Consider the following 18,991-nt stretch of genomic DNA (forward strand, 5'->3'; position numbering starts at 1 on the left):
GGCGTACGCCACCGGAATACATGAAGGGGTAACGTCGTGCTCAATCGTCTGGTCAGTCGCCTGGAAAGGCTTTTCTTCGGTCACCGCGCGATCGTGCTCGCGGCGATCGCGTTGTTCACCGTCGCGATGGCCGTGTTCGCCGTGCAACTGCGCATGGATGCCGGCTTCGACAAGCAGATGCCGATCGGGCACGAGTACATCCGCACGTTCCAGCAATACCGCAACGACCTGCTCGGCGCGAACCGGATCACGGTGGTCGTGCGCGCGAAGCACGGCTCGATCTGGTCGAAGCAGGGGCTGACGCGGCTGTACGACGTCACGCAGGCCGTCACGTACCTGCCGAACGTCGACCGGATCGGTGTGCGATCGCTGTGGACGCCGAACGCGTTCGTCAACGAAGTGACCGACGAGGGGTTTCGTGCGGAGCCGATTATCCCGGGCACGATCACGCCCGACCAGTTGACGCCCGACATCGTGGCGCGCGTGCGCCGCGCCACGACGCTCGGCGGCTACGTCGGCACGCTCGTGTCGCACGGCGAGGACAGCGCGATGATCACGGCCGAGCTGAACGAGCGCGACAGCGCCGGCCAGGTGCTCGACTACGTCGCGTTCAATCGCCTGCTCGAAGACAAGATCCGCAAGCCATTCGAGGATGCCGGCTACGAGATCCAGATCATCGGCTTCGCGAAACAGATCGGCGATATCGCCGACGGCGCGACGGCCGTGCTCGGCTTCTGCGCGATCGCGCTCTTGCTGACCACGCTTGCGGTGTACTGGTACTGCCATTCGGTGCGCTTCACGGTGCTGCTGGTCGCGTGCTCGCTCACGTCGCTCGTGTGGCAGTTCGGCACGTTGAAGCTGCTCGGTTTCGGCCTCGATCCGCTCGCGGTGCTCGTGCCGTTCCTCGTGTTCGCGATTGGCGTGTCGCATGGGGTGCAACAGGTGAACTTCATCGTCCGCGAGATCGCGCACGGGCGGAGTTCGTTCGATGCGGCGCGCCACAGCTTCAGCGGCCTGCTGGTCCCCGGCGTGCTCGCGCTGATTACTGCGTTCGTGTCGTTCATCACGCTGCTGCTGATCCCGATCCCGATGGTGCGCGAACTGGCGATCACCGCGTCGCTCGGCGTCGCGTACAAGATCGTGACGAACCTGATCCTGCTGCCCGTCGCGGCATCGTGCTTCAACTTCACGAAAACCTATGCGGACGCTTCGCTGAAGCGCGCGCAGCAACGTGCGAAGCCGCTGCGTGTGCTCGCCCGCGTGGCGGAGCCGAAGGTCGCAGGCGTCGCCGTCGCGCTGACGGTGGCGATCTTCGCGCTCGCCGCGTGGCAGAGCCGCGACCGCGTGATCGGCACGCTGCAGCCGGGCGCGCCGGAGCTGCGCGCGGACGCGCGCTTCAACCGCGACGCGACGTCGATCGCCGGCAACTACGACATGGGCCTCGACTGGCTGACGGTGGCGATCGAATCGACCGGCAACGCGTGCGACAACCCGGCGGTCGGGCTGTACGAGGACGACTTTTCGGCGGCGATGAAGACCGAGCCGGGCGTCGTGTCGGTGCAGTCGTACTCGGCGATGCTGCGCGCGTACAACCAGGGCTACAACGAGGACTTCCCGAAGATGAACGTCGTGCCGATCGCGCCCGAGAACTACGGCGCGGTGTCGGTCGACGTGTCGCGCGTGAAGGGCTTCATGAGCCGCGACTGCGGGATGACGGCCGTGCACCTGTTCCTGACCGACCACAAGGCGACGACGATCAACCGCATCCTCGACGACGTGAAGCAATACCGCGCATCGCATCCGTTCCCGGGCATCACGGTGCGGCTGGCCGCGGGCAACGCGGGCGTGCTCGCCGCGACGAACGACGAAGTCGAGAAGAGCGAGCTGCCGATGATGCTCTACGTGTATGCGGCGATCCTGGTGCTGGTGTTCCTCGCCTATCGCGACTGGCGCGCGATGCTCGCCTGTTGCGTACCGCTGTCGGTCGCGACCTTCATCGGCTACTGGTTCATGAAGGAACTGCAGATCGGGCTGACGGTCGCGACGTTGCCGGTGATGGTGCTGGCGGTGGGGATCGGCGTCGATTACGCGTTCTACATCTACAACCGGCTGCAGGTGCATCTCGCAGGCGGGCAGGACATCGTGAAGGCCGTGCAGCACGCGATGCTCGAAGTGGGCGTGGCCACGATCTTCACTGCGATCACGCTGGCGATCGGCGTCGCGACGTGGAGCTTCTCGGCGCTCAAGTTCCAGGCCGACATGGGCAAGCTGCTCGCGTTCATGTTCATCGTGAACCTGGTGATGGCGATGACCGCGCTGCCCGCGCTCGCGTCGCTGCTCGAGCGCTGGTTCCCGCGCCGCAAGCCGGCTCGCGCGCCGGGCCTGTTCAGCCACTGAAGCCGACGAACATTCCGACGGAGATACGGTCATGGTCAAGACCTTCGCTGTTTGCGGCACGCTTTGCCTCGCGGCGGCCGCCTTCGCACGCTTTCATGAAACGGCCGCGCAGCAGCCTGCGCCGGCCCACGCGTTCTCGACCGACGTGAAACGCGTCAGCGTGCGTCACGCGACGGGTGACGAAACGGCTGCGGCTCCGTCGTCGAATGACGGCGACGCCGGACGTCAGACGGCGGCCGAGCAGGGTGCCGACAAGCCCCCCGTCGTCGCGCTCGGCGTCGCGCATGCCGGCTGGTCGGCGCTGTTCAGCCACTGATGCCCGCGCATACCACCACGGAGGTTCATCGATGATCAAGACACTCGTTGCCTGTACCGCGCTCTGCGCGGCCGCCGCGGCCCTTGCGCAACCGCAGGACGGAACGGTGGCGGCCTGGGCCGCGAAGCCCGCGCATGCATGGGCCGCGCCGACGCACCGGATGCTGATGGACGCGGCGCGCGCCGGCGCGCGGATCGTCGCGGTCGGCGAGCACGGCATCGTGCTGCTGTCCGACGACGACGGCAAGACCTGGCGGCAAGCGCGACGCGTGCCGGTATCGGCGACGCTGTCGGCCGTGTCGTTCGCCGACGCGAAGCACGGCTGGGCCGTCGGCCAGTGGGGGGCGATTCTCGCGACCGACGACGGCGGCGACACGTGGGTCACACAACGGCTCGATACGTCGGTCGATCAGCCGCTGTTCTCGGTGCTGTTCACGAACGCGCGGGACGGCGTTGCCGTCGGCCTGTGGTCGCTGATGCTGCAGACGCACGACGGCGGCAAGACGTGGGCGCGCACGACGCTGCCGAAGCCGCCGGGCGGCGGCAAGGCCGACCGCAACCTCTATCACGTGTTCGCCGACGCCGCGCAGGCGCTCTACATCGTCTCCGAACAGGGAATGGTGCTCAAGTCGGCCGACGGCGGCGCGAACTGGACCTATCTGCCGACGGGCGGCAAGGGCACGTTGTGGTCTGGCGTCGCGATGCCGGACGGGCGGATCGTGGTGGGCGGGCTGCTCGGCAGCCTGTTCGAGAGCCGCGACGGCGGCGCGACGTGGGCGGCGCAGCACACCGGCACGCGCAGCTCGATCACCGATCTCGTCGCGACCGGTGGCGGCCTGACCGGCGTCGGGCTGGACGGCCTCGTGTTGACGCAGCGCGTGGCAGGCGGCCCGTTCGACGTCGCGCAGCGCGCGGATCGCGCGACGCTGACCGCCGCGCTGATCGACGCGCGCGGCAAGCCGGTGCTGTTTTCGCAGGATGGCGTGCTGGCCGCGCCATGAGTCGAATCGATCGAGAAAAACGAGGAAACATGGAGCCGTTGAAATGAATCGCAAGCACAAGCCGGACATGCAGGCCCGGCGGCGGATATTGCGCGCTGCGGCCGCGGGCGCAGCCGCGGGCGCTGCGTCGCTCGCCGCCGGCGAGGTGTCGTTCGCCGAAGGCGCGGCGTCGGCATCGGCCGATCGCGGCGTGTTCGATGTCGTCGTCATCGGTGCAGGGCTCGCGGGGCTGACCGCCGCGCGCGACCTGAAGCGCGCCGGATGCGAATCGTTCGTCGTGGTCGAGGCGCGCGATCGCGTCGGCGGACGGACCTACAACCACGACCTCGGCCGTGGCGTGGTGTCCGAAGCCGGCGGCCAGTGGATTGGCCCGGGGCAGACGGCGATCGCCGATCTCGCGCGCGAACTCGGGGTCGATACGTTCCCGACGTATTACGCGGGCAAGACCGTCGTGTTGGCGGGCGACACGCGCGTCGCCCAGGATTTCCACGGCGGCTCGGGCGGCGACGACGCGATCGGCGCGAAGCTCGGCGCACTCGCACGCGGCGTGCCGTCGCGCGAACCGTGGACCGCGCAGCGCGCGGCGGAGTTCGACAAGCTCACCTACGGCGACTGGCTGCTCAAGCAGGGCGTGACCTACGAGGACGGCTACTTCCTCGGCCTCGCGGCAAAGCTGTCGCTCGGCGGCGCACCGGCGCAGCTCGGGTTGCTGCACTACCTGTCGATGATCAACAGCGCCGATTGCGACTACGCGAAGCTCGAATCGACCACGGGCGGCGCACAGGAAACGCGCTTCGTCGGCGGCTCGCAGGTGTTGAGCCTCCGGATGGCGAGCGAACTCGGCGCGAAGGTGCGACTGTCCTGCCCGGTGCGCAAGATCTCGGGCTGGGATCGCGACGTGGTCGACGTGCAGACCGATCGCGGCGTGCTGCGCGCGCGGCGCGTGATCGTCGCGCTCAATCCGGCGCTGTGTCAGCAGATCGTGTTCGATCCGCCGCTGCCGGAGGGGCGCGCGCAGTTGCAGCGGAACTGGCCGGCGAATGCGCCGATGCGCAAGACGGTGCACGTGTACGACCGGCCGTTCTGGCGCGACGACGGCTACAACGGACAGATCTTCGAGGTCGGCGGCCCGGTGTTCATGGCGTACGACAACTCGCCGCCGGACGGCTCGGTGGGCGTGCTCGCCGCGTTCGTCGCGCCGGGCGCGCTGCCGGCCGAACCGAAGGCGGCCGAGCGAACGCTGTCGGCCATCTTTGCGCGTGCGCTCGGCGACAAGGCGCTGCATCCGACGCAGTTCCACGACTACGACTGGGGCCGCGTCGATCCGTGGACGCTGCAGTGCATCCACCCGCTGCCGCCCGGCTTCTGGACGAAATGGGGCAAGTTCCTGCGGCCGGAGGCCGGCCGGCTGATCTGGTCGGGCACCGAGACGGCCGACCTGTGGCCCGGCGCGATGGACGGCGCGGTGCGCTCCGGGCATCGCGCGGCGTTGCAGGCGCTCGGCAAGCTGGCCGGCCGCGGCGGGGAGGCCTGAGTGAAACGAACCTGGATGATCGGCGCGGCGCTGCTGTTGGCGGGCGGCGTGGCGGCCGGCGTGCTGTACGGACCGGACCTCGTCGACGGCATGCGTTACCAGAAGGCGATGGCCGCGATCGGCGAAGCCGACAAGGCCAACGGCGGCGCGTGGCCGCAGCCTCAGGAGACGTGCTTCTTCTGCCACGGCGCGCACGGACAGTCGCAGAACGCGTGGTATCCGTCGCTGTCCGGCCAGCCGGCCCCGTATATCGCCGCGCAATTGCGCGCGTTCGCCACGGACCAGCGCAGCAACGCGTACATGGGGCCGCTTTCGCGCGAACTCGACGACGCGAAGATCGACGCGCTGGCGACCTACTTCGCGCGACAGGCACCGGCGCGCAACGAACCCGTGCCGGCCGACTCAGCGCTCGACAAGCGCGGGATGGCGCTGGTCGACGCGCGAAGCTGCCGCGCGTGTCACGGCGCGGCGCTGACGGGTAAGGATTCGGCCCCGCGCCTCGCCGGCCAGGGGCAGTTTTACCTGGAAGCGCAACTGGCGGCGTTCCGCTCGGGCGAGCGGCACGATCCGACCGGTGCGATGAACGCGTTGGCCGCGACGTTGTCGGGCGACGACACGCGTGCCGTTGCGCATTATCTGGCCGGTCTGTCGCCGGGCGGAGCGGCGAAATGATGCGCAAAACGCGTCGGGGCCGGGAATACCCTGCCTTTTTCTTTGCCTTTTACTTTGTCATAGTGACCTAAGATTGGTAATGTGTTCTACAAAAGGACGCGCCGGATACGAAGCAGCAGTACCCGACCTCGAACCGAACCGGTTCTCGACAACTCACGTTTCAGGAGACAACCATGGCTAAGCACCCCGTCGTCGTTTATGGCGCAAGCGGTTACACCGGCATGTTGATCATGGACTGGCTGATCGACCAGAACATCCCGTTCACGGCGGTCGCGCGCAATGCGGGCCGCGCGAAGGAAATGATGGCGCAGCGCGTCGTGCGGCTCGAATCCGCGCAATACGAAATCATCGAAGCGGAGCACGACGTCGATGCGCTCGTGAAGGCTTTCCGCGGTGCGAAGGTGGTGTGCAACACGGTCGGACCGTTCTCGAGCTTCGGGCTCGTCGGCGTCGAGGCCGCGCTGAAGGCCGGCTGCCACCACCTCGATACGACCGGCGAGCAGTCGTACATCCGTGCGGTGCGCGACGAATTCGGCGAGCAGTATCGCCAGGCCGGCCTGCTGGTGTCGTCGTCGAACGCCTACATGTACACGTTCGCCGAGATCGCCGCCGAGCTCGCGCTCGAAACGCCGGGCATCGATGCGCTGGAGACGGCCACGCTGACGCGCGGCCCGCGCGGTGCGGCCGGCGTGAGCATCGGCTCGACCGCGACGATCTTCGACGGCGCCCGCCACGAGTCCTGCTACCTGTGGGAGAAGGCGCTCGTGCCGCACGCCGCGGACGCGTCGTTCACCGTCGCGACGCCCGAGCTGATGCAGCCGGTGTTCTGCCTGCCGTGGGGCGGCACGTCGCTGCCCGTCTATTTCGAGCACGATGCGCGCGTGCGCAGCTGCATCTCGTGCGTGGGCTTCTACGACAACAACGTGATGAAGCTGGTGCACCAGTTCGGGCAGAAGTGGGAAGCCGAATACAAGCACTTGCCGCGCGAGCAGCAGGACGAGGTGCTGAAGCAGGTCGTCGCGTCGACCACGCCGACGATGCCGCCGCGCGAGCGCACGACGATCCAGCGCAGCGTCGATTTCGCGATCGGCCGCGGCCAACTCGCGGCGGTGCGCGCGACCGTGCACGGCGTCACGCCGTACATCTCGACGGGCGCGATTCATGCGGCCGGCGTGCTGAAGCTGCTCGACGGCGATATCGCGCGCACGGGCTTCGCGTCCGGCTCGAAGGCATTCGGCCATCGCTACCTGCTCGGCTTCCTCGAACAGCGCGGGCTCGCTCGCGCGACGGTCACGCAACTGTGACGGCCGCCGCCGCATCGGTACAGATCCAACGGAACTTGTGACATGGCCATTATCGATTTCTACGACCGCGGGTGGCGGCTCAATCCCGACGGCATCGCGTACATCCAGGACGAGCGCAACTACACGTTCCAGGAGATCGGCGAGCTGTCGTGCCGCATCGCCAACGGGCTGCTCGCCGCCGGCTTCGCGAAGGAGGCGAAGGCGGCGGTGTGGGCCGACAACGACGTGATCGGCTGGAGCTGCGCGCTCGGGATGTGGCGCGCCGGGCTCGCGTACATCCCGGTGAACGGCCGCAACGCGGTGGCCGAGAACCAATACGTGCTCGATGCGTTCGACTGCGAAGTGCTGTTTTTCCATCGCGCGTTCGCGGACGCGATCGATGCGCTGCGGCCGAGCCTGCCGAAGATCCGGCTGTGGGTGTGTCTCGACGCCGACCTGCCGTGGGCGCCGTCGCTGGCCGCGTGGAGCGAGCGCCAGCCGGCGACGCAGCCAGCCGTCGATTACGCGATGGACGACGTCGTCGCGCTGTCGGCCACGGGCGGCACGACGGGTGCGCCGAAGGGCGTGATGAACACGCATCGTTCGCTGCAGACGTACTTCGCCCAATTCATGATCGCGATGACGTACGACGATGTGCGCCCCGTGAATCTTGCCGCGGCGCCGATGACGCATACGGCCGGCATGATGTCGCTGCCGTGCACCGCGCGCGGCGGCACGGTGGTCGTGCTGCCGAAGCCCGACCCGGCGTTGCTGCTCGGCGCGATCGTCAAGCATCGCGTGACCGAATTCTTCCTGCCGCCGACCGTGATCTATCGGCTCCTCGATATCCCCGGCATCGAGCAGGTCGATTTCTCGTCGCTGCGCTACTTCCTGTACGGCGCCGCGCCGATGTCGGTCGAGAAGCTCAAGCGCGCGATCGACGTGTTCGGCCCCGTGATGACGGGCGGCTACGGGCAGACCGAGGCGCCCGCGTCGATTTCGTACCTGACGCCGGCCGAGCATTTCGTCGACGGCAAGCTGGCGCCCGACACGCGACTCGCGTCGGTCGGCCGCCCGAATCCGCTGGTGCGCGTCGAGATCGTCGGCGAGCGCGGCGAGTTGCTGAAGCAGGGCGAGACCGGCGAGATCTGCGTGCGCGGCGATCTCGTGATGAAGGGCTACTACCGCGCGCCGGACAAGACGGCCGAGACGATCGTCGACGGCTGGCTGCACACCGGCGATATCGGCCATCTCGATCGCGACGGCTATCTGCACATCACCGACCGCAAGAAGGACATGATCATCAGCGGCGGCTTCAACGTCTATCCGAGCGAGATCGAGCAGGTGATCTGGGCGCATCCGGCCGTGCAGGACTGCGCGGTGATCGGCGTGCCCGACGACAAGTGGGGCGAGGCGGTGAAGGCCGTGGTGGAGCTCAACGCCGGGCAGCAGGTGAGCGCCGAAGAACTCGTCGCGCTGTGCAAGGAGAAGCTCGGCTCGGTGAAGGCGCCGAAGAGCGTGGACTTCGTCGCCGCGCTGCCGCGCAGCACGGCCGGCAAGGTGCTGAAGAAGGACCTGCGCGAACGGTACTGGCAAGGCCAGCAACGCAGGATCTGAACCTGATTCATACGGATTCCATACGATGAGCAACATCTACATCGCCGGCATCGCGATGACCGTGTTCGGCCGGCATCTCGAGCGCAGCCTCGACGATCTGGCGAGAGAGGCGCTGCAGCGCGCATTGCGGGACGCCGGCTGCCACGCCGATGCGATCCGCGCCGCGTTCTACGCGGGCATCACCAACGGCGCGCTGCAGGGGCAGCTGTCGATTCCCGGCCAGGTCGTGTTCAGCAAGATCGGCCTCGAAGGCATTCCGGTGTTCAACGTCGAGAATGCGTGCGCGTCGGGCAGTACGGCCGTGCACCTCGCCGTGCGGCAGTTGCAGTCGGGCGCATGCGACGTCGCGCTCGCGCTCGGCGCGGAAAAGATGAACGTCGCGGACAAGGCGAAATCGTTCGCGCTGTTCGAGGCCGGCTGGGACGTGTCGCGCGTCGACGAGAATTTCGCGATGCTCGCGCGGCTCGGCGAAGGAATCGAGCCGCCGCCCGGCTCGGAATCCGACCGCCCGTACAGCCGCTTCATGAAGATCTACGCGGCGCTGTGCCGGCATCACATGCGCACGTACGGCACGACGCAGCGGCAGATCGCCGCCGTGTCGGCGAAGAACCACGGGCATTCGGTGCACAACCCGTACTCGCAGTTCCGACAGCCGTTCACGATCGACGAGGTGCTGGCGGCCGCACCGATCACGTACCCGATCACGCTGCCGATGTGCGCACCGCTGTCGGATGGCGCGGCGGCCGCGATCCTCTGTACGGAAGAAGGGCTGGAACGCATCGGCGCCGACCGCAGCCGCTGCATCCGGATCGCCGCGAGCGTGATCCGCAGCTTCACGCGGCGGCGCATCGACGAGCCGCACAAGCACATCGGCCGGCTCGCCGCATTCCAGGCGTACGAGCAGGCCGGCGTGGGGCCGGAGGACATGGACGTGGCCGAAGTGCACGACGCGTCGGCGATGGGTGAAATCATCCAGGCCGAGAACCTCGGCTTCGTGCCGCTCGGCGAAGGCGGTCCGGCCGCCGAGCGCGGCGAGTTCACGCTCGGCGGGCGCATCCCGATCAACACGTCCGGCGGCCTCGAATCGAAGGGGCATCCGCTCGGCGCGACCGGCATCGGTCAGTTATACGAACTGGTCACGCAGTTGCGCGGCGAAGCGGGCGCACGGCAGGTGGACGGCGCGCGTCATGCGATCCAGGAAAACGGCGGTGGCTTGCAGGGCGTCGAAGAGGCGGCACTGGCGATTCACATTCTCAGCAGGGATTGACGGAGACGGACATGGGCGACGCACACGGCGCAATGGCGCTCGGGCAAGTAGCGCAGGCAGGGCAGGCAACGCGACCGGCGTCGGGCGGGGTCGGTTCGGCAGCGGCGATGCAGGCGGCGGGCACCGATGCGGGCGGGCCGCTCGCGCGCTGGGGCGAGGGCATTCGCGCCGACGCCGCGTTGCGGAAATATCGCCCCGTCGGCGGCTGGATCGAGCCGCCCGAGCGTGCGCAACCGGCGCTCGAAGGCGACGTGCAGGCGGACGCGATCGTCGTCGGCGCGGGCTTTGCCGGCCTGTCGACCGCGCTGGAACTGGCCGCGCGCGGCGCGAGCGTCGTCGTGCTCGAACGCGAGTTCGCGGGCTTCGGCGCGAGCGGGCGCAACGCCGGCTATCTCGCCGGCGGCCAGGGGCTCGAATACGAGCTGTTTCTCAAGCGGGTCGGCCACGAACAGGCGAAGCGGATCGTCGGCTTCTACGACGAAGGCGTCGCGTACGTCGAACGCAAGCTCGCCGAATACGCGATCGACTGCGACTACCGCGCGTCGGGCATCATTCGCGCGGGCGTGCATCCGTCGCAGGGGAAGCGCCTGCGCGAGAGCATGGCCATCGGGATCGAACTCGGCTCGCCTGCGGAGTTTCTCGATGGCGCGGCGATGCGCGAGCGCGGGATTCCGCCGGCGTTCCTGTTCGGCGCGTACGTGCCGGGCGGCGGCACGCTCGATCCCGGCAAGTATGTGACGGGCTTGCGGCGGGCTGCGCTCGCGGCCGGCGTGAGACTTTACGAGAACACCGCGCTGCTCGAATTCGACGCCGGCGAGACGGTGCGCGTGCGCACCGCACGCGGCAGCGCGAGTGCGCCGGTGCTGGTGCTCGCGACCAACGCGTACACGCCGCAACTCGGCTTGCTCGCCGACAAGGTGATGCCGCTGCGCGTATCGGCGCTCGAGACCGAGCCGCTGTCCGACGCGCAGCTCGAGGCGCTCGGCTGGCCGAATCGCGAGGGCATCGTCACGCCGCATCTGACGATGGAGAGCCATCGCCTGACCGCGCGCAACACGCTGTTGCTGACGACCAAGCGGCTGCATTACGTCTACGGCTCGCAGACGCCGAACGTGCCGGACGGCGACACGTATCGCGCGCTTCTGAAGACGCTGCACGCGCGCTTTCCGCAACTCGGCGACGTGCCGGTGCGCGCATGCTGGAGCGGCTACATCTCGTTCGCGGGCGATGCGTTGCCGGTGGTCGGCGCGGCCGGCGCGCACGGCAACGTGTTCTACACGGCCGGGTGCTCGGGGCACGGCGTCGGCACGCAATCGCTGATCGGCCGCGTGCTGGCCGAGCGCATTCACGACGGGCGATCGCCGCTGCTCGACGCATTGACGCACAAGACGCCTTCGGTGCCGCCCGAGCCGCTGCGGTGGTGTGCGATGACCGCGATGCTCGGCGTCGCGAACCTGCTCGACGAACGCGTGAATCGCAAGGTGCGGACGATGTAGCGGCGCATGCGATCGTCGCGACGCGAAAACGCGCATCCGGCCGGGCCCCCCGACGGAAGGGGCGGCTCGATGGAAAATGCAGCTCGCATCGGGTATAGTCGTTGGCGCTCCGTAAGGGACGGAGCGTCCATTCGACGAAGCCGAAACGCCATCTTCACGACGAGCACGATGACAGTGTCCAACGAGCCGCGCAGCACGAGAAAGCGACGCACCTCGACTCCCACCGCCGCAACGGGCAACACCGACGGCTTGCGGGCGCAGGGTCTGCGCACGCGCAACACGATCATTCGCGTCGCACGCAAGCTGCTGCTCGACGGCGGCCCGCTGGAATTCTCGCAGCGCGCGGTTGCCGCGGCCGCAGGCATCAGCGTCAGCAATCTGCAGTACTACTTCCCGACCCGCATCGCCGTGTTGCGGGCCGTCATCGAGCCGGTCATCGACACCTATCTCGACGACATGAAGCGCGCGATGAGCAGCGAAGCGTCCCCGCGCGACGTGTTCGAAGAGATCATGCAGCGCTCGATCGCCGACGCGAAGGATGCCAAGTACAACGCACTGTTCCGGCATTTGCTGTCGTTTGCGGCTACCGATGCCGAGTGTTTCAAACTCTACGACGAGTGGTACACGACGCTGACGCGCGACCTCGCGCAACTGCTGCGCGCCGTCAATCCGGCGTTCAGCGCGGCCGATAGCCGGCATGCGGCGACGATGCTGATCGCGCTGGCCGACGGCCTCGCGATGCAGTACGGCACCGGGCGGCAGACGCCGGCGCTCGAAGCGTATTTCCTTGCGACGTCGCGCGCGATCGCCTACGGCACGCTGATGGTTCCGGCCGGCAAGTAACCGCACGAGCCTGCAGCGGCCAAGCGAACCGGGACAGGGGAATACCCTGTCTTTTTTTTGCTTCCTGTGTTTGTCATGATGACCTATGTTTGGTATGTATTACTAGATGTGGGATGGCCGGGCGCGTCCGCTGCCGGGCCGACATGATTCGAGTCCAGGAGGAGAACGGAGATGATTCGTCTGAACAAGTCCGCGGCGCTGCCCGCGGTCGGCATGACCGGCTTCGAGACGCCGCTGAGCGAAGAGGAACGCGCAATCCAGCACACGGTTCATCGTTTTGCGCGCGACGTATTGCGGCCGATCGGCCGCGAGCTCGACCGGATGACGGCGGAGGACGTGATCGCCCCGGGCTCGCCGTACTGGGCCGCGATCGTCGAGAGCGCGAAGCTCGGGCTCGATCCGCAACTGATCGCGCAGTTTCCGCCGGAGACGGCCGTGCGCATCGAGTCGTTGATCGGCGAGGAACTCGGCTGGGGCGATTCGGGCCTCGCCGTGTCGATCGGCGCGGCCACGATGCCGCTGATGATGGCGCACACGGTCGGCAACGCCGAACTGATCGAGATGTGCGCGGGCAAGGTCGGCTGCTGGATGAACACGCAGCCCGATCGCGGGTCGGATGCGGCGATCCTGTATCGGCAGGAGCTCGCCGGGAACGGCCGGCAACCGGTCGGCAACGTGACCGCGAAGGTCGGCGCCGACGAGATCGTGATCAACGGGCAAAGCTCGGCGTGGATCTCGAACGGCTCGGTCGCGCAGGTCGCGCTCGCGTACATGGCGGCCGACTACGGCGACGGCTTCTACGGCGAAGGCGAGCGCAGCGCGTTCACGAACGGCATCGCGATGATCCTGCCGCTCGATCTGCCCGGCGTGTCGCGCGGCAAGCCGCTCGACAAGATCGGCCAGCGCTCGCTGCCGCAGGGCGAGATCTATTTCGACAACGTGAAGGTACCGAAGCGCTTCGCGATCGCGCTGAAGGACGACTATCTCGGCAACCTCGCATCGACGTGGTCGTATGCGGGCACGCACATGTGCCAGGTGTTCGTCGGCGCGGCGCGGGCCGCGTTCGAACTGGCGCTCGCGTATTGCCACGAGCGCAAGCAGGGCGGCGCGCTGCTGATGGATCACCAGATGACGCACCTGCGCATCGGCGAGATGCTGCGCCGGCTCGAGATGGCGCGCGCGATCGCGCGCCGCAGCCTCGCGTTCTCGCGGATGTCGCCGCAAAGCCATCCGTATGCGACCGCGCAAGCAAAGGTGAGCGTGACCGAGGAGGCGATGAAGATCACGCACGAGGCATTCCAGCTGTTCGGCGGCAACGGCACCACGCGTGAATTCCCGATCGAGAAGCTGTTCCGCGACGTGCGCTCGGCCTTGATCGAGGATGGCGAGAACTACATCCTCGCGTCGCGCCTCGGCGTGCTGGCGGGCCAGCTTTACGAGAACGGGTGGACGCGCGAATAAGCGCGGGCCAAACAGGCCAAACGGGCCGTGCGGCCGGGCTTTCCGTTACGGCTTACTTTCGCGTGTAAAGAAGACACGGCGGACGTTACGGCGGCCGGATCGACACGCCGGGACGGAACGCGCGTGCCCATCCAGCGGCACGCGCGTCCGTACTCAGATGCGACCGAGCAGCACAAGTATCACGACAATGACGACGATCAGCCCGACGGTCCCCGATGGCCAATAACCCCAGCTTCGGCTATGCGGCCATGAAGGAAATGCTCCGATGAGCAGCAGAATCAGAACGATGATGAGGATCGTACCGAGCATCGCATCCCTCCTGGATTTATTCGACACGGTATGCGCCGACGCAATTCGCGTGCCGCGACGCGGGTGCCGGTGAAAGTCGGTGCAAGCGCATTGTTCGAATTCCGCGAATTCATGCGATGAATACCGATCGATTCAGAAAATAAATTTCAAAAATGTATGCCCGGTCGCTATGCTGGGCCTTCGGTTTTCCTCAGGCGAGCGCAATGGCTGAACTCTTTCTGGTACGGCACGGGCAGGCGTCGTTCGGCACCGACGACTACGACCGGCTTTCCGCTGCGGGCGACCAGCAGGGCGTCTGGCTCGGCGAATACTTCGCGCGGCAGGGCCTGACGTTCGACCGCGTGATCTGCGGCACGATGAACCGCCATGCGCAGACGGTCGCCGCGATCCTGCGCGGGATGGGCCGCGAAGGCGTCGCGGTCGACCGCCATCCGGGCCTGAACGAATACGATTTCCACGGGCTGTTCGCGGCAGCCGCCAGCGACTACCCGGAGATCGCGCGGCTCGCGGCCGGCTCGATGAAGGAACACTTTCGCGCGCTGCGGCAGGTGCTGCACCTGTGGACCGAAGACAAGCTCGGCGATGCGGCCCCCGAAACCTGGGCCAGTTTCCAGCAGCGCGTGGCCGACGCGCGCGCCGCGATCCGCCACGGCGGCGGCCAGCGCGTGCTGGCGGTGAGCTCCGGCGGCCCGATCGCGGTCACCGTGCAGCAGGTGCTCGCGGCGCCGCCGTCGAGCGCGATCGCGCTGAACCTGCAGATCCGCAACAGCAGTCTTTCGCAGTTTTTCTTCAACGCCGACGCGTTCCACCTCGCGTCGTTCAACGGCATCCCGCATCTGGAGGATCCCGAACGACATGCGCTGCGGACCTACGGCTGACCCACGAACGATCGCGACGATGACGAACCCTTCCCCGCAACTCGACGTAGCCCGCCTCACGCGTTATCTGGAAACGCACGTGCCGGGCTTCGAAGGCCCGGTCGACATGGAGAAGTTTGCCGGCGGCCAGTCGAATCCGACTTTCCTGCTGAAGGCGAAGAGCGGCCGCTACGTGCTGCGCCGCCAGCCGCCGGGCGAACTGCTGAAATCCGCGCACGCGGTCGACCGCGAATTCCGCGTGCTGAGCGCGCTGTCGGGTACCGCGGTGCCGGTCGCGCATCCGTATCACCTCTGCGAAGACCGCGACGTGATCGGCAGCCTGTTCTACGTGATGAGTTTCGAGGATGGCCGGATTTTCTGGGATCCCGCACTGCCGGAACTGCCGAAGGCCGAGCGCGCGACCTGCTACGACGCGCTGCTGCAGACGATGGCCGCGCTGCACGACGTCGATGTCGACGCGGTGGGCCTCGCCGACTACGGCCGCCCGGGCAACTACTTCGAACGCCAGATCGGCGTGTGGACGAAGCAGTATCGCGCGGCCGAAACCGGGCGCCTCGACGCGATGGAGACGCTGATCGACTGGCTGCCCAAAGCGTGCCCCGAGGACACGGGCCGGCCGGCGCTGGTGCACGGCGATTTCCGGATCGACAACCTGATGTTCGCGCGTGACGACTATCGCGTGCAGGCCGTGCTCGACTGGGAACTGTCGACGCTCGGCAACCCGCTCGCCGACCTCGCGTATTTCTGCATGTGCCTGCGGCTGCCGTCCGGCGGGCAGGTGCGCGGGCTGGCGGGCCAGGATCGCGCGGCGCTCGGCATTCCGGACGAAGCGGCGCTCGTCGCGCGCTACTGCGAGCTGCGCGGCATCGCGCCGATCCGCGACTGGCACTTCTACCTCGCCTTCAGTTTCTTCCGGCTCGCGGCGATCGCGCAGGGCGTGAAGGCGCGCGCGCTGCAGGGAAACGCATCGAGCGAGCAGGCGCTGCGTGTCGGCGAAATGGCCGGCCGGCTGGCCGACATGGCCGTCGGCGTGATAGACGCGCATCGCTGACATCGCCGCGCGGCGGCACGACATTCCAATCAATGGAGGAGCACAGCAACATGGCAACGAACCTGTTCGACCTGACGGGCAAGATCGCACTGGTGACGGGCGCGAGCCGCGGCATCGGCGAGGAAATCGCGAAGCTGCTCGCGGCGCAGGGCGCGCACGTGATCGTATCCAGCCGCAAGCTCGACGACTGCCGGGCCGTGGCCGATGCGATCGTCGCCGCGGGCGGCCGCGCCGAGGCGCTGGCGTGCCACGTCGGGCGTCTGGAGGACATCGCCGCGACGTTCGACCACATCCGCGGCAAGCACGGCCGCCTCGACATCCTCGTGAACAACGCGGCCGCGAACCCGTATTTCGGGCACATCCTCGATACCGATCTCGCCGCGTACGAGAAGACCGTCGACGTGAACATTCGCGGCTACTTCTTCATGTCGGTCGAGGCCGGCAAGCTGATGAAGACGCACGGCGGCGGCGCGATCGTCAACACGGCGTCGGTGAATGCGTTGCAACCGGGCGACCGGCAAGGCATCTACTCGATCACGAAGGCGGCCGTCGTCAACATGACGAAGGCGTTCGCGAAGGAATGCGGGCCGCTCGGCATCCGCGTGAACGCGCTGCTGCCGGGCCTCACGAAGACGAAGTTCGCGGGCGCGCTGTTCGCCGACAAGGACATCTACGAGACGTGGAAGGCGAAGATTCCGCTGCGTCGCCACGCGGAGCCGCGAGAAATGGCCGGCACCGTGCTGTATCTGGTGTCGGACGCGGCGAGCTACACGAACGGCGAATGCATCGTCGTCGACGGCGGCCTGACGATCTGAGCACGCGATGAAACTCGACAGCTATGCCGGCCAGACCGTGATGATCACCGGCGCCGCGAGCGGCTTCGGCGCGCTGCTCGCGAGCGAACTCGCCGCGATGGGCGCGCGGCTCGCGCTCGGCGACCTGAACGGCGAGGCGCTCGAACGCGTGGCCGCACCGCTGCGCGCGGCCGGCGCCGACGTGCTCGCGCAGCGCTGCGACGTGCGTGTCGAAACGGACGTCGCTGTGCTGGTGCATGACGCCGTCGCGCGTTTCGGGCGGCTCGACGTCGGCATCAACAACGCGGGCATCGCACCGCCGATGAAGGCACTGATCGACACCGACGAAGCCGATCTCGACCTGAGCTTCGCGGTGAACGCGAAAGGCGTGTTCTTCGGGATGAAGCATCAGATCCGCCAGATGCTCGCGCAGCGCGAAGGCGTGATCCTGAACGTCGCGTCGATGGCCGGGCTCGGCGGTGCGCCGAAGCTGGCCGCGTATGCGGCGTCGAAGCATGCGGTGGTCGGGCTCACGAAGACGGCCGCGCTCGAATACGCGCGCCATGGTATCCGCGTGAATGCGGTGTGCCCGTTCTACAGCACGACGCCGATGGTCACCGACGGCGATATCGGCGATCGCCAGGATTTTCTCGCAAAGGGCTCGCCGATGAAGCGGCTCGGCCGGCCCGACGAAGTCGTCGCGGCGATGCTGATGCTGTGCGCGAAGGAAAACACCTATCTGACCGGGCAGGCCGTCGCCGTCGACGGCGGCGTCTCGGCCTTCTGAACCGGACGAACGGATCACGACAATCTCGAGGAGTCGATCATGGACTTTGGCTACACCCCGAAAGTGGAAGCGCTGCGCGAACGTGTGCGCGCGTTCATGGACGCGCACATCGTGCCGCGCATCCGCCAGTGGAACGACGAAGTGCACGCGGGCCGGTATCCGGTGTCGTTCATGGAGGAGCTGAAGGAGCGCGCGAAAGCGGAAGGGCTGTGGAACCTGTTCCTGCCGCACCTGAAGGACGACGAGCCGGGCACGGGCCTGACGAACCTCGAATACGCACCGCTTGCCGAGATCATGGGGCGCGTGAGCTGGGCGTCGGAAGTGTTCAACTGCAACGCGCCGGACACCGGCAACATGGAGCTGCTGCACATGTTCGCGACGCCCGAGCAGCGCGAACAGTGGCTGCTGCCGCTGCTGCGCGGCGAGATCCGCTCGGCGTTCGCGATGACGGAGCCCGACGTCGCGTCGTCGGATGCGACCAACATCACGACGCGTATCGAGCGCGTGGGCGACGAGTACGTGATCAATGGCCGCAAATGGTTCATCACGAACGCCGCGCATCCGAACTGCAAGATCTTCATCGTGATGGGCAAGACCGATCCCGATGCCGAATCGCACCAGCAGCAAAGCATGATCCTCGTGCCGCGCGACACGCCGGGCGTGACGGTCGTGCGCAACATCACGGTGGTCAATCACCACGCGCCGGAAGGGCACTGCGAGATCACGTTCGACAACGTGCGCGTACCGGCGCGCAACCTGCTCGGCGAGGAGGGCAGCGGCTTCGCGCTTGCGCAGGCGCGCCTCGGGCCGGGCCGCATCCACCACTGCATGCGTTCGATCGGCGCGGCCGAGCTGGCGCTGGAGCTGATGATCGACCGCGCGCAGTCGCGCGTCGCGTTCGGCAAGCCGCTGAACCGGCACGGCACCGTCGGCGAATGGATCGCGCGCTCGCGCATCGAGATCGACCAGGCGCGCCTGCTGGTGCTGAAGGCCGCGTGGATGATCGACAAGGTCGGTGCCAAGGCCGCGCGCAAGGAAATCTCGATGATCAAGGCGCTCGTGCCGACCGTTTATACGGACGTGTGCGACCGCGCGATGCAGGTATTCGGCGCAGCGGGCTTGAGCCCGGATACGCCGCTGGCCGACCTGTGGACCTGGGGCCGCGCGCTGCGCTTCGCCGACGGCCCGGACGAGGTGCACCTGCAGGCGATCGCGCGGATGGAGATCAAGGACGGCGAGCCCGGTGCGACGACGCCGTACCTGACGCCGCCGCCGCGCGGCTGAGC

17 protein-coding genes are annotated in these 18,991 nt (G+C 67.6%); 16 read left to right on the forward strand and 1 reads right to left on the reverse strand.

Features of this window, described 5'->3' with window-relative positions:
- The first annotated feature begins 36 nt into the window (after window positions 1-36).
- From WS89_RS17050 to WS89_RS17100, 11 genes are all read left to right on the forward strand, one after another.
- Window positions 37-2,397, forward strand: coding sequence for an efflux RND transporter permease subunit (locus WS89_RS17050; RefSeq protein ID WP_059792142.1), 2,361 nt, complete (start codon window positions 37-39; stop codon window positions 2,395-2,397).
- A gap of 31 nt (window positions 2,398-2,428) precedes the next feature.
- The gene (locus WS89_RS17055; RefSeq protein WP_059792144.1) at window positions 2,429-2,713 is read left to right on the forward strand and encodes a hypothetical protein; all 285 of its coding nucleotides are present in this window, start codon (window positions 2,429-2,431) and stop codon (window positions 2,711-2,713) included.
- Window positions 2,714-2,744: 31 nt separating this feature from the next.
- Entirely contained in the window at window positions 2,745-3,713 is a 969-nt protein-coding gene (locus WS89_RS17060) for a WD40/YVTN/BNR-like repeat-containing protein (RefSeq protein WP_059792146.1), read from the forward strand.
- Between the two features lie 43 nt (window positions 3,714-3,756).
- Entirely contained in the window at window positions 3,757-5,247 is a 1,491-nt protein-coding gene (locus tag WS89_RS17065; protein WP_059792148.1) for a flavin monoamine oxidase family protein, read from the forward strand.
- Window positions 5,248-5,919: a c-type cytochrome gene (locus WS89_RS17070; RefSeq protein WP_059792150.1), complete on the forward strand. Its 672-nt coding sequence runs from the start codon at window positions 5,248-5,250 to the stop codon at window positions 5,917-5,919.
- 173 nt (window positions 5,920-6,092) lie between these two features.
- Window positions 6,093-7,223 (forward strand): saccharopine dehydrogenase family protein, encoded by a 1,131-nt coding sequence (locus WS89_RS17075; RefSeq protein ID WP_059792152.1) that lies wholly within the window; start codon window positions 6,093-6,095, stop codon window positions 7,221-7,223.
- A 42-nt stretch (window positions 7,224-7,265) separates the two neighbouring features.
- Entirely contained in the window at window positions 7,266-8,819 is a 1,554-nt protein-coding gene (locus tag WS89_RS17080; protein WP_059792154.1) for an AMP-binding protein, read from the forward strand.
- A 25-nt stretch (window positions 8,820-8,844) separates the two neighbouring features.
- Window positions 8,845-10,086 carry a thiolase family protein gene (locus WS89_RS17085; protein WP_059503644.1) on the forward strand — a complete coding sequence of 414 codons (1,242 nt, stop codon included), beginning with the start codon at window positions 8,845-8,847 and terminating at the stop codon, window positions 10,084-10,086.
- An 11-nt stretch (window positions 10,087-10,097) separates the two neighbouring features.
- Window positions 10,098-11,582: an NAD(P)/FAD-dependent oxidoreductase gene (locus tag WS89_RS17090; RefSeq protein ID WP_059792156.1), complete on the forward strand. Its 1,485-nt coding sequence runs from the start codon at window positions 10,098-10,100 to the stop codon at window positions 11,580-11,582.
- A 168-nt stretch (window positions 11,583-11,750) separates the two neighbouring features.
- Window positions 11,751-12,425, forward strand: coding sequence for a TetR/AcrR family transcriptional regulator (locus WS89_RS17095; RefSeq protein WP_257128178.1), 675 nt, complete (start codon window positions 11,751-11,753; stop codon window positions 12,423-12,425).
- Window positions 12,426-12,596: 171 nt separating this feature from the next.
- On the forward strand, window positions 12,597-13,886 hold the full coding sequence (locus WS89_RS17100) for an acyl-CoA dehydrogenase family protein (protein WP_059792159.1): 1,290 nt from the start codon (window positions 12,597-12,599) through the stop codon (window positions 13,884-13,886).
- A 153-nt stretch (window positions 13,887-14,039) separates the two neighbouring features.
- Here the strand turns inward: WS89_RS17100 and WS89_RS32600 are convergent, their stop codons facing one another.
- On the reverse strand, window positions 14,040-14,195 hold the full coding sequence (locus WS89_RS32600) for a DUF3309 family protein (RefSeq protein ID WP_034185249.1): 156 nt from the start codon (window positions 14,193-14,195) through the stop codon (window positions 14,040-14,042).
- Between the two features lie 203 nt (window positions 14,196-14,398).
- Here WS89_RS32600 and WS89_RS17105 point away from each other — a divergent pair, with 203 nt between their 5' ends.
- Genes WS89_RS17105 through WS89_RS17125 form a run of 5 tightly spaced genes read left to right on the forward strand, consistent with a single transcriptional unit; the run spans window position 14,399 to window position 18,989 of the window.
- Window positions 14,399-15,073, forward strand: a complete 675-nt coding sequence (locus tag WS89_RS17105) for a histidine phosphatase family protein (RefSeq protein WP_059792161.1) — start codon at window positions 14,399-14,401, stop codon at window positions 15,071-15,073.
- A gap of 19 nt (window positions 15,074-15,092) precedes the next feature.
- A complete protein-coding gene (locus WS89_RS17110; RefSeq protein ID WP_059792164.1) occupies window positions 15,093-16,124 on the forward strand; it encodes a phosphotransferase in 1,032 nt (343 codons plus the stop codon).
- Between the two features lie 50 nt (window positions 16,125-16,174).
- Window positions 16,175-16,939, forward strand: coding sequence for an SDR family oxidoreductase (locus WS89_RS17115; RefSeq protein ID WP_059792290.1), 765 nt, complete (start codon window positions 16,175-16,177; stop codon window positions 16,937-16,939).
- A gap of 7 nt (window positions 16,940-16,946) precedes the next feature.
- Window positions 16,947-17,705 carry an SDR family NAD(P)-dependent oxidoreductase gene (locus WS89_RS17120; RefSeq protein WP_059792166.1) on the forward strand — a complete coding sequence of 253 codons (759 nt, stop codon included), beginning with the start codon at window positions 16,947-16,949 and terminating at the stop codon, window positions 17,703-17,705.
- Between the two features lie 39 nt (window positions 17,706-17,744).
- The gene (locus WS89_RS17125; RefSeq protein WP_059792168.1) at window positions 17,745-18,989 is read left to right on the forward strand and encodes an acyl-CoA dehydrogenase family protein; all 1,245 of its coding nucleotides are present in this window, start codon (window positions 17,745-17,747) and stop codon (window positions 18,987-18,989) included.
- Window positions 18,990-18,991 lie beyond the last annotated feature (2 nt).

Source organism: Burkholderia sp. MSMB1072, assembly GCF_001524725.1.
In the GTDB taxonomy this organism is placed as follows: Bacteria; Pseudomonadota; Gammaproteobacteria; order Burkholderiales; family Burkholderiaceae; genus Burkholderia.

Excerpts from the sequence above, each read along its gene's own strand:
- WS89_RS17090 (WP_059792156.1), top strand. The coding sequence starts at position 10,098 with ATGGGCGACGCACACGGCGCAATGGCGCTCGGGCAAGTAGCGCAGGCA.
- WS89_RS32600 (WP_034185249.1), bottom strand. The coding sequence starts at position 14,195 with ATGCTCGGTACGATCCTCATCATCGTTCTGATTCTGCTGCTCATCGGA.
- WS89_RS17060 (WP_059792146.1), top strand. The coding sequence starts at position 2,745 with ATGATCAAGACACTCGTTGCCTGTACCGCGCTCTGCGCGGCCGCCGCG.
- WS89_RS17080 (WP_059792154.1), top strand. The coding sequence starts at position 7,266 with ATGGCCATTATCGATTTCTACGACCGCGGGTGGCGGCTCAATCCCGAC.
- WS89_RS17105 (WP_059792161.1), top strand. The coding sequence starts at position 14,399 with ATGGCTGAACTCTTTCTGGTACGGCACGGGCAGGCGTCGTTCGGCACC.
- WS89_RS17085 (WP_059503644.1), top strand. The coding sequence starts at position 8,845 with ATGAGCAACATCTACATCGCCGGCATCGCGATGACCGTGTTCGGCCGG.
- WS89_RS17075 (WP_059792152.1), top strand. The coding sequence starts at position 6,093 with ATGGCTAAGCACCCCGTCGTCGTTTATGGCGCAAGCGGTTACACCGGC.
- WS89_RS17100 (WP_059792159.1), top strand. The coding sequence starts at position 12,597 with ATGATTCGTCTGAACAAGTCCGCGGCGCTGCCCGCGGTCGGCATGACC.
- WS89_RS17115 (WP_059792290.1), top strand. The coding sequence starts at position 16,175 with ATGGCAACGAACCTGTTCGACCTGACGGGCAAGATCGCACTGGTGACG.
- WS89_RS17125 (WP_059792168.1), top strand. The coding sequence starts at position 17,745 with ATGGACTTTGGCTACACCCCGAAAGTGGAAGCGCTGCGCGAACGTGTG.
- WS89_RS17065 (WP_059792148.1), top strand. The coding sequence starts at position 3,757 with ATGAATCGCAAGCACAAGCCGGACATGCAGGCCCGGCGGCGGATATTG.
- WS89_RS17120 (WP_059792166.1), top strand. The coding sequence starts at position 16,947 with ATGAAACTCGACAGCTATGCCGGCCAGACCGTGATGATCACCGGCGCC.
- WS89_RS17055 (WP_059792144.1), top strand. The coding sequence starts at position 2,429 with ATGGTCAAGACCTTCGCTGTTTGCGGCACGCTTTGCCTCGCGGCGGCC.
- WS89_RS17110 (WP_059792164.1), top strand. The coding sequence starts at position 15,093 with ATGACGAACCCTTCCCCGCAACTCGACGTAGCCCGCCTCACGCGTTAT.
- WS89_RS17095 (WP_257128178.1), top strand. The coding sequence starts at position 11,751 with ATGACAGTGTCCAACGAGCCGCGCAGCACGAGAAAGCGACGCACCTCG.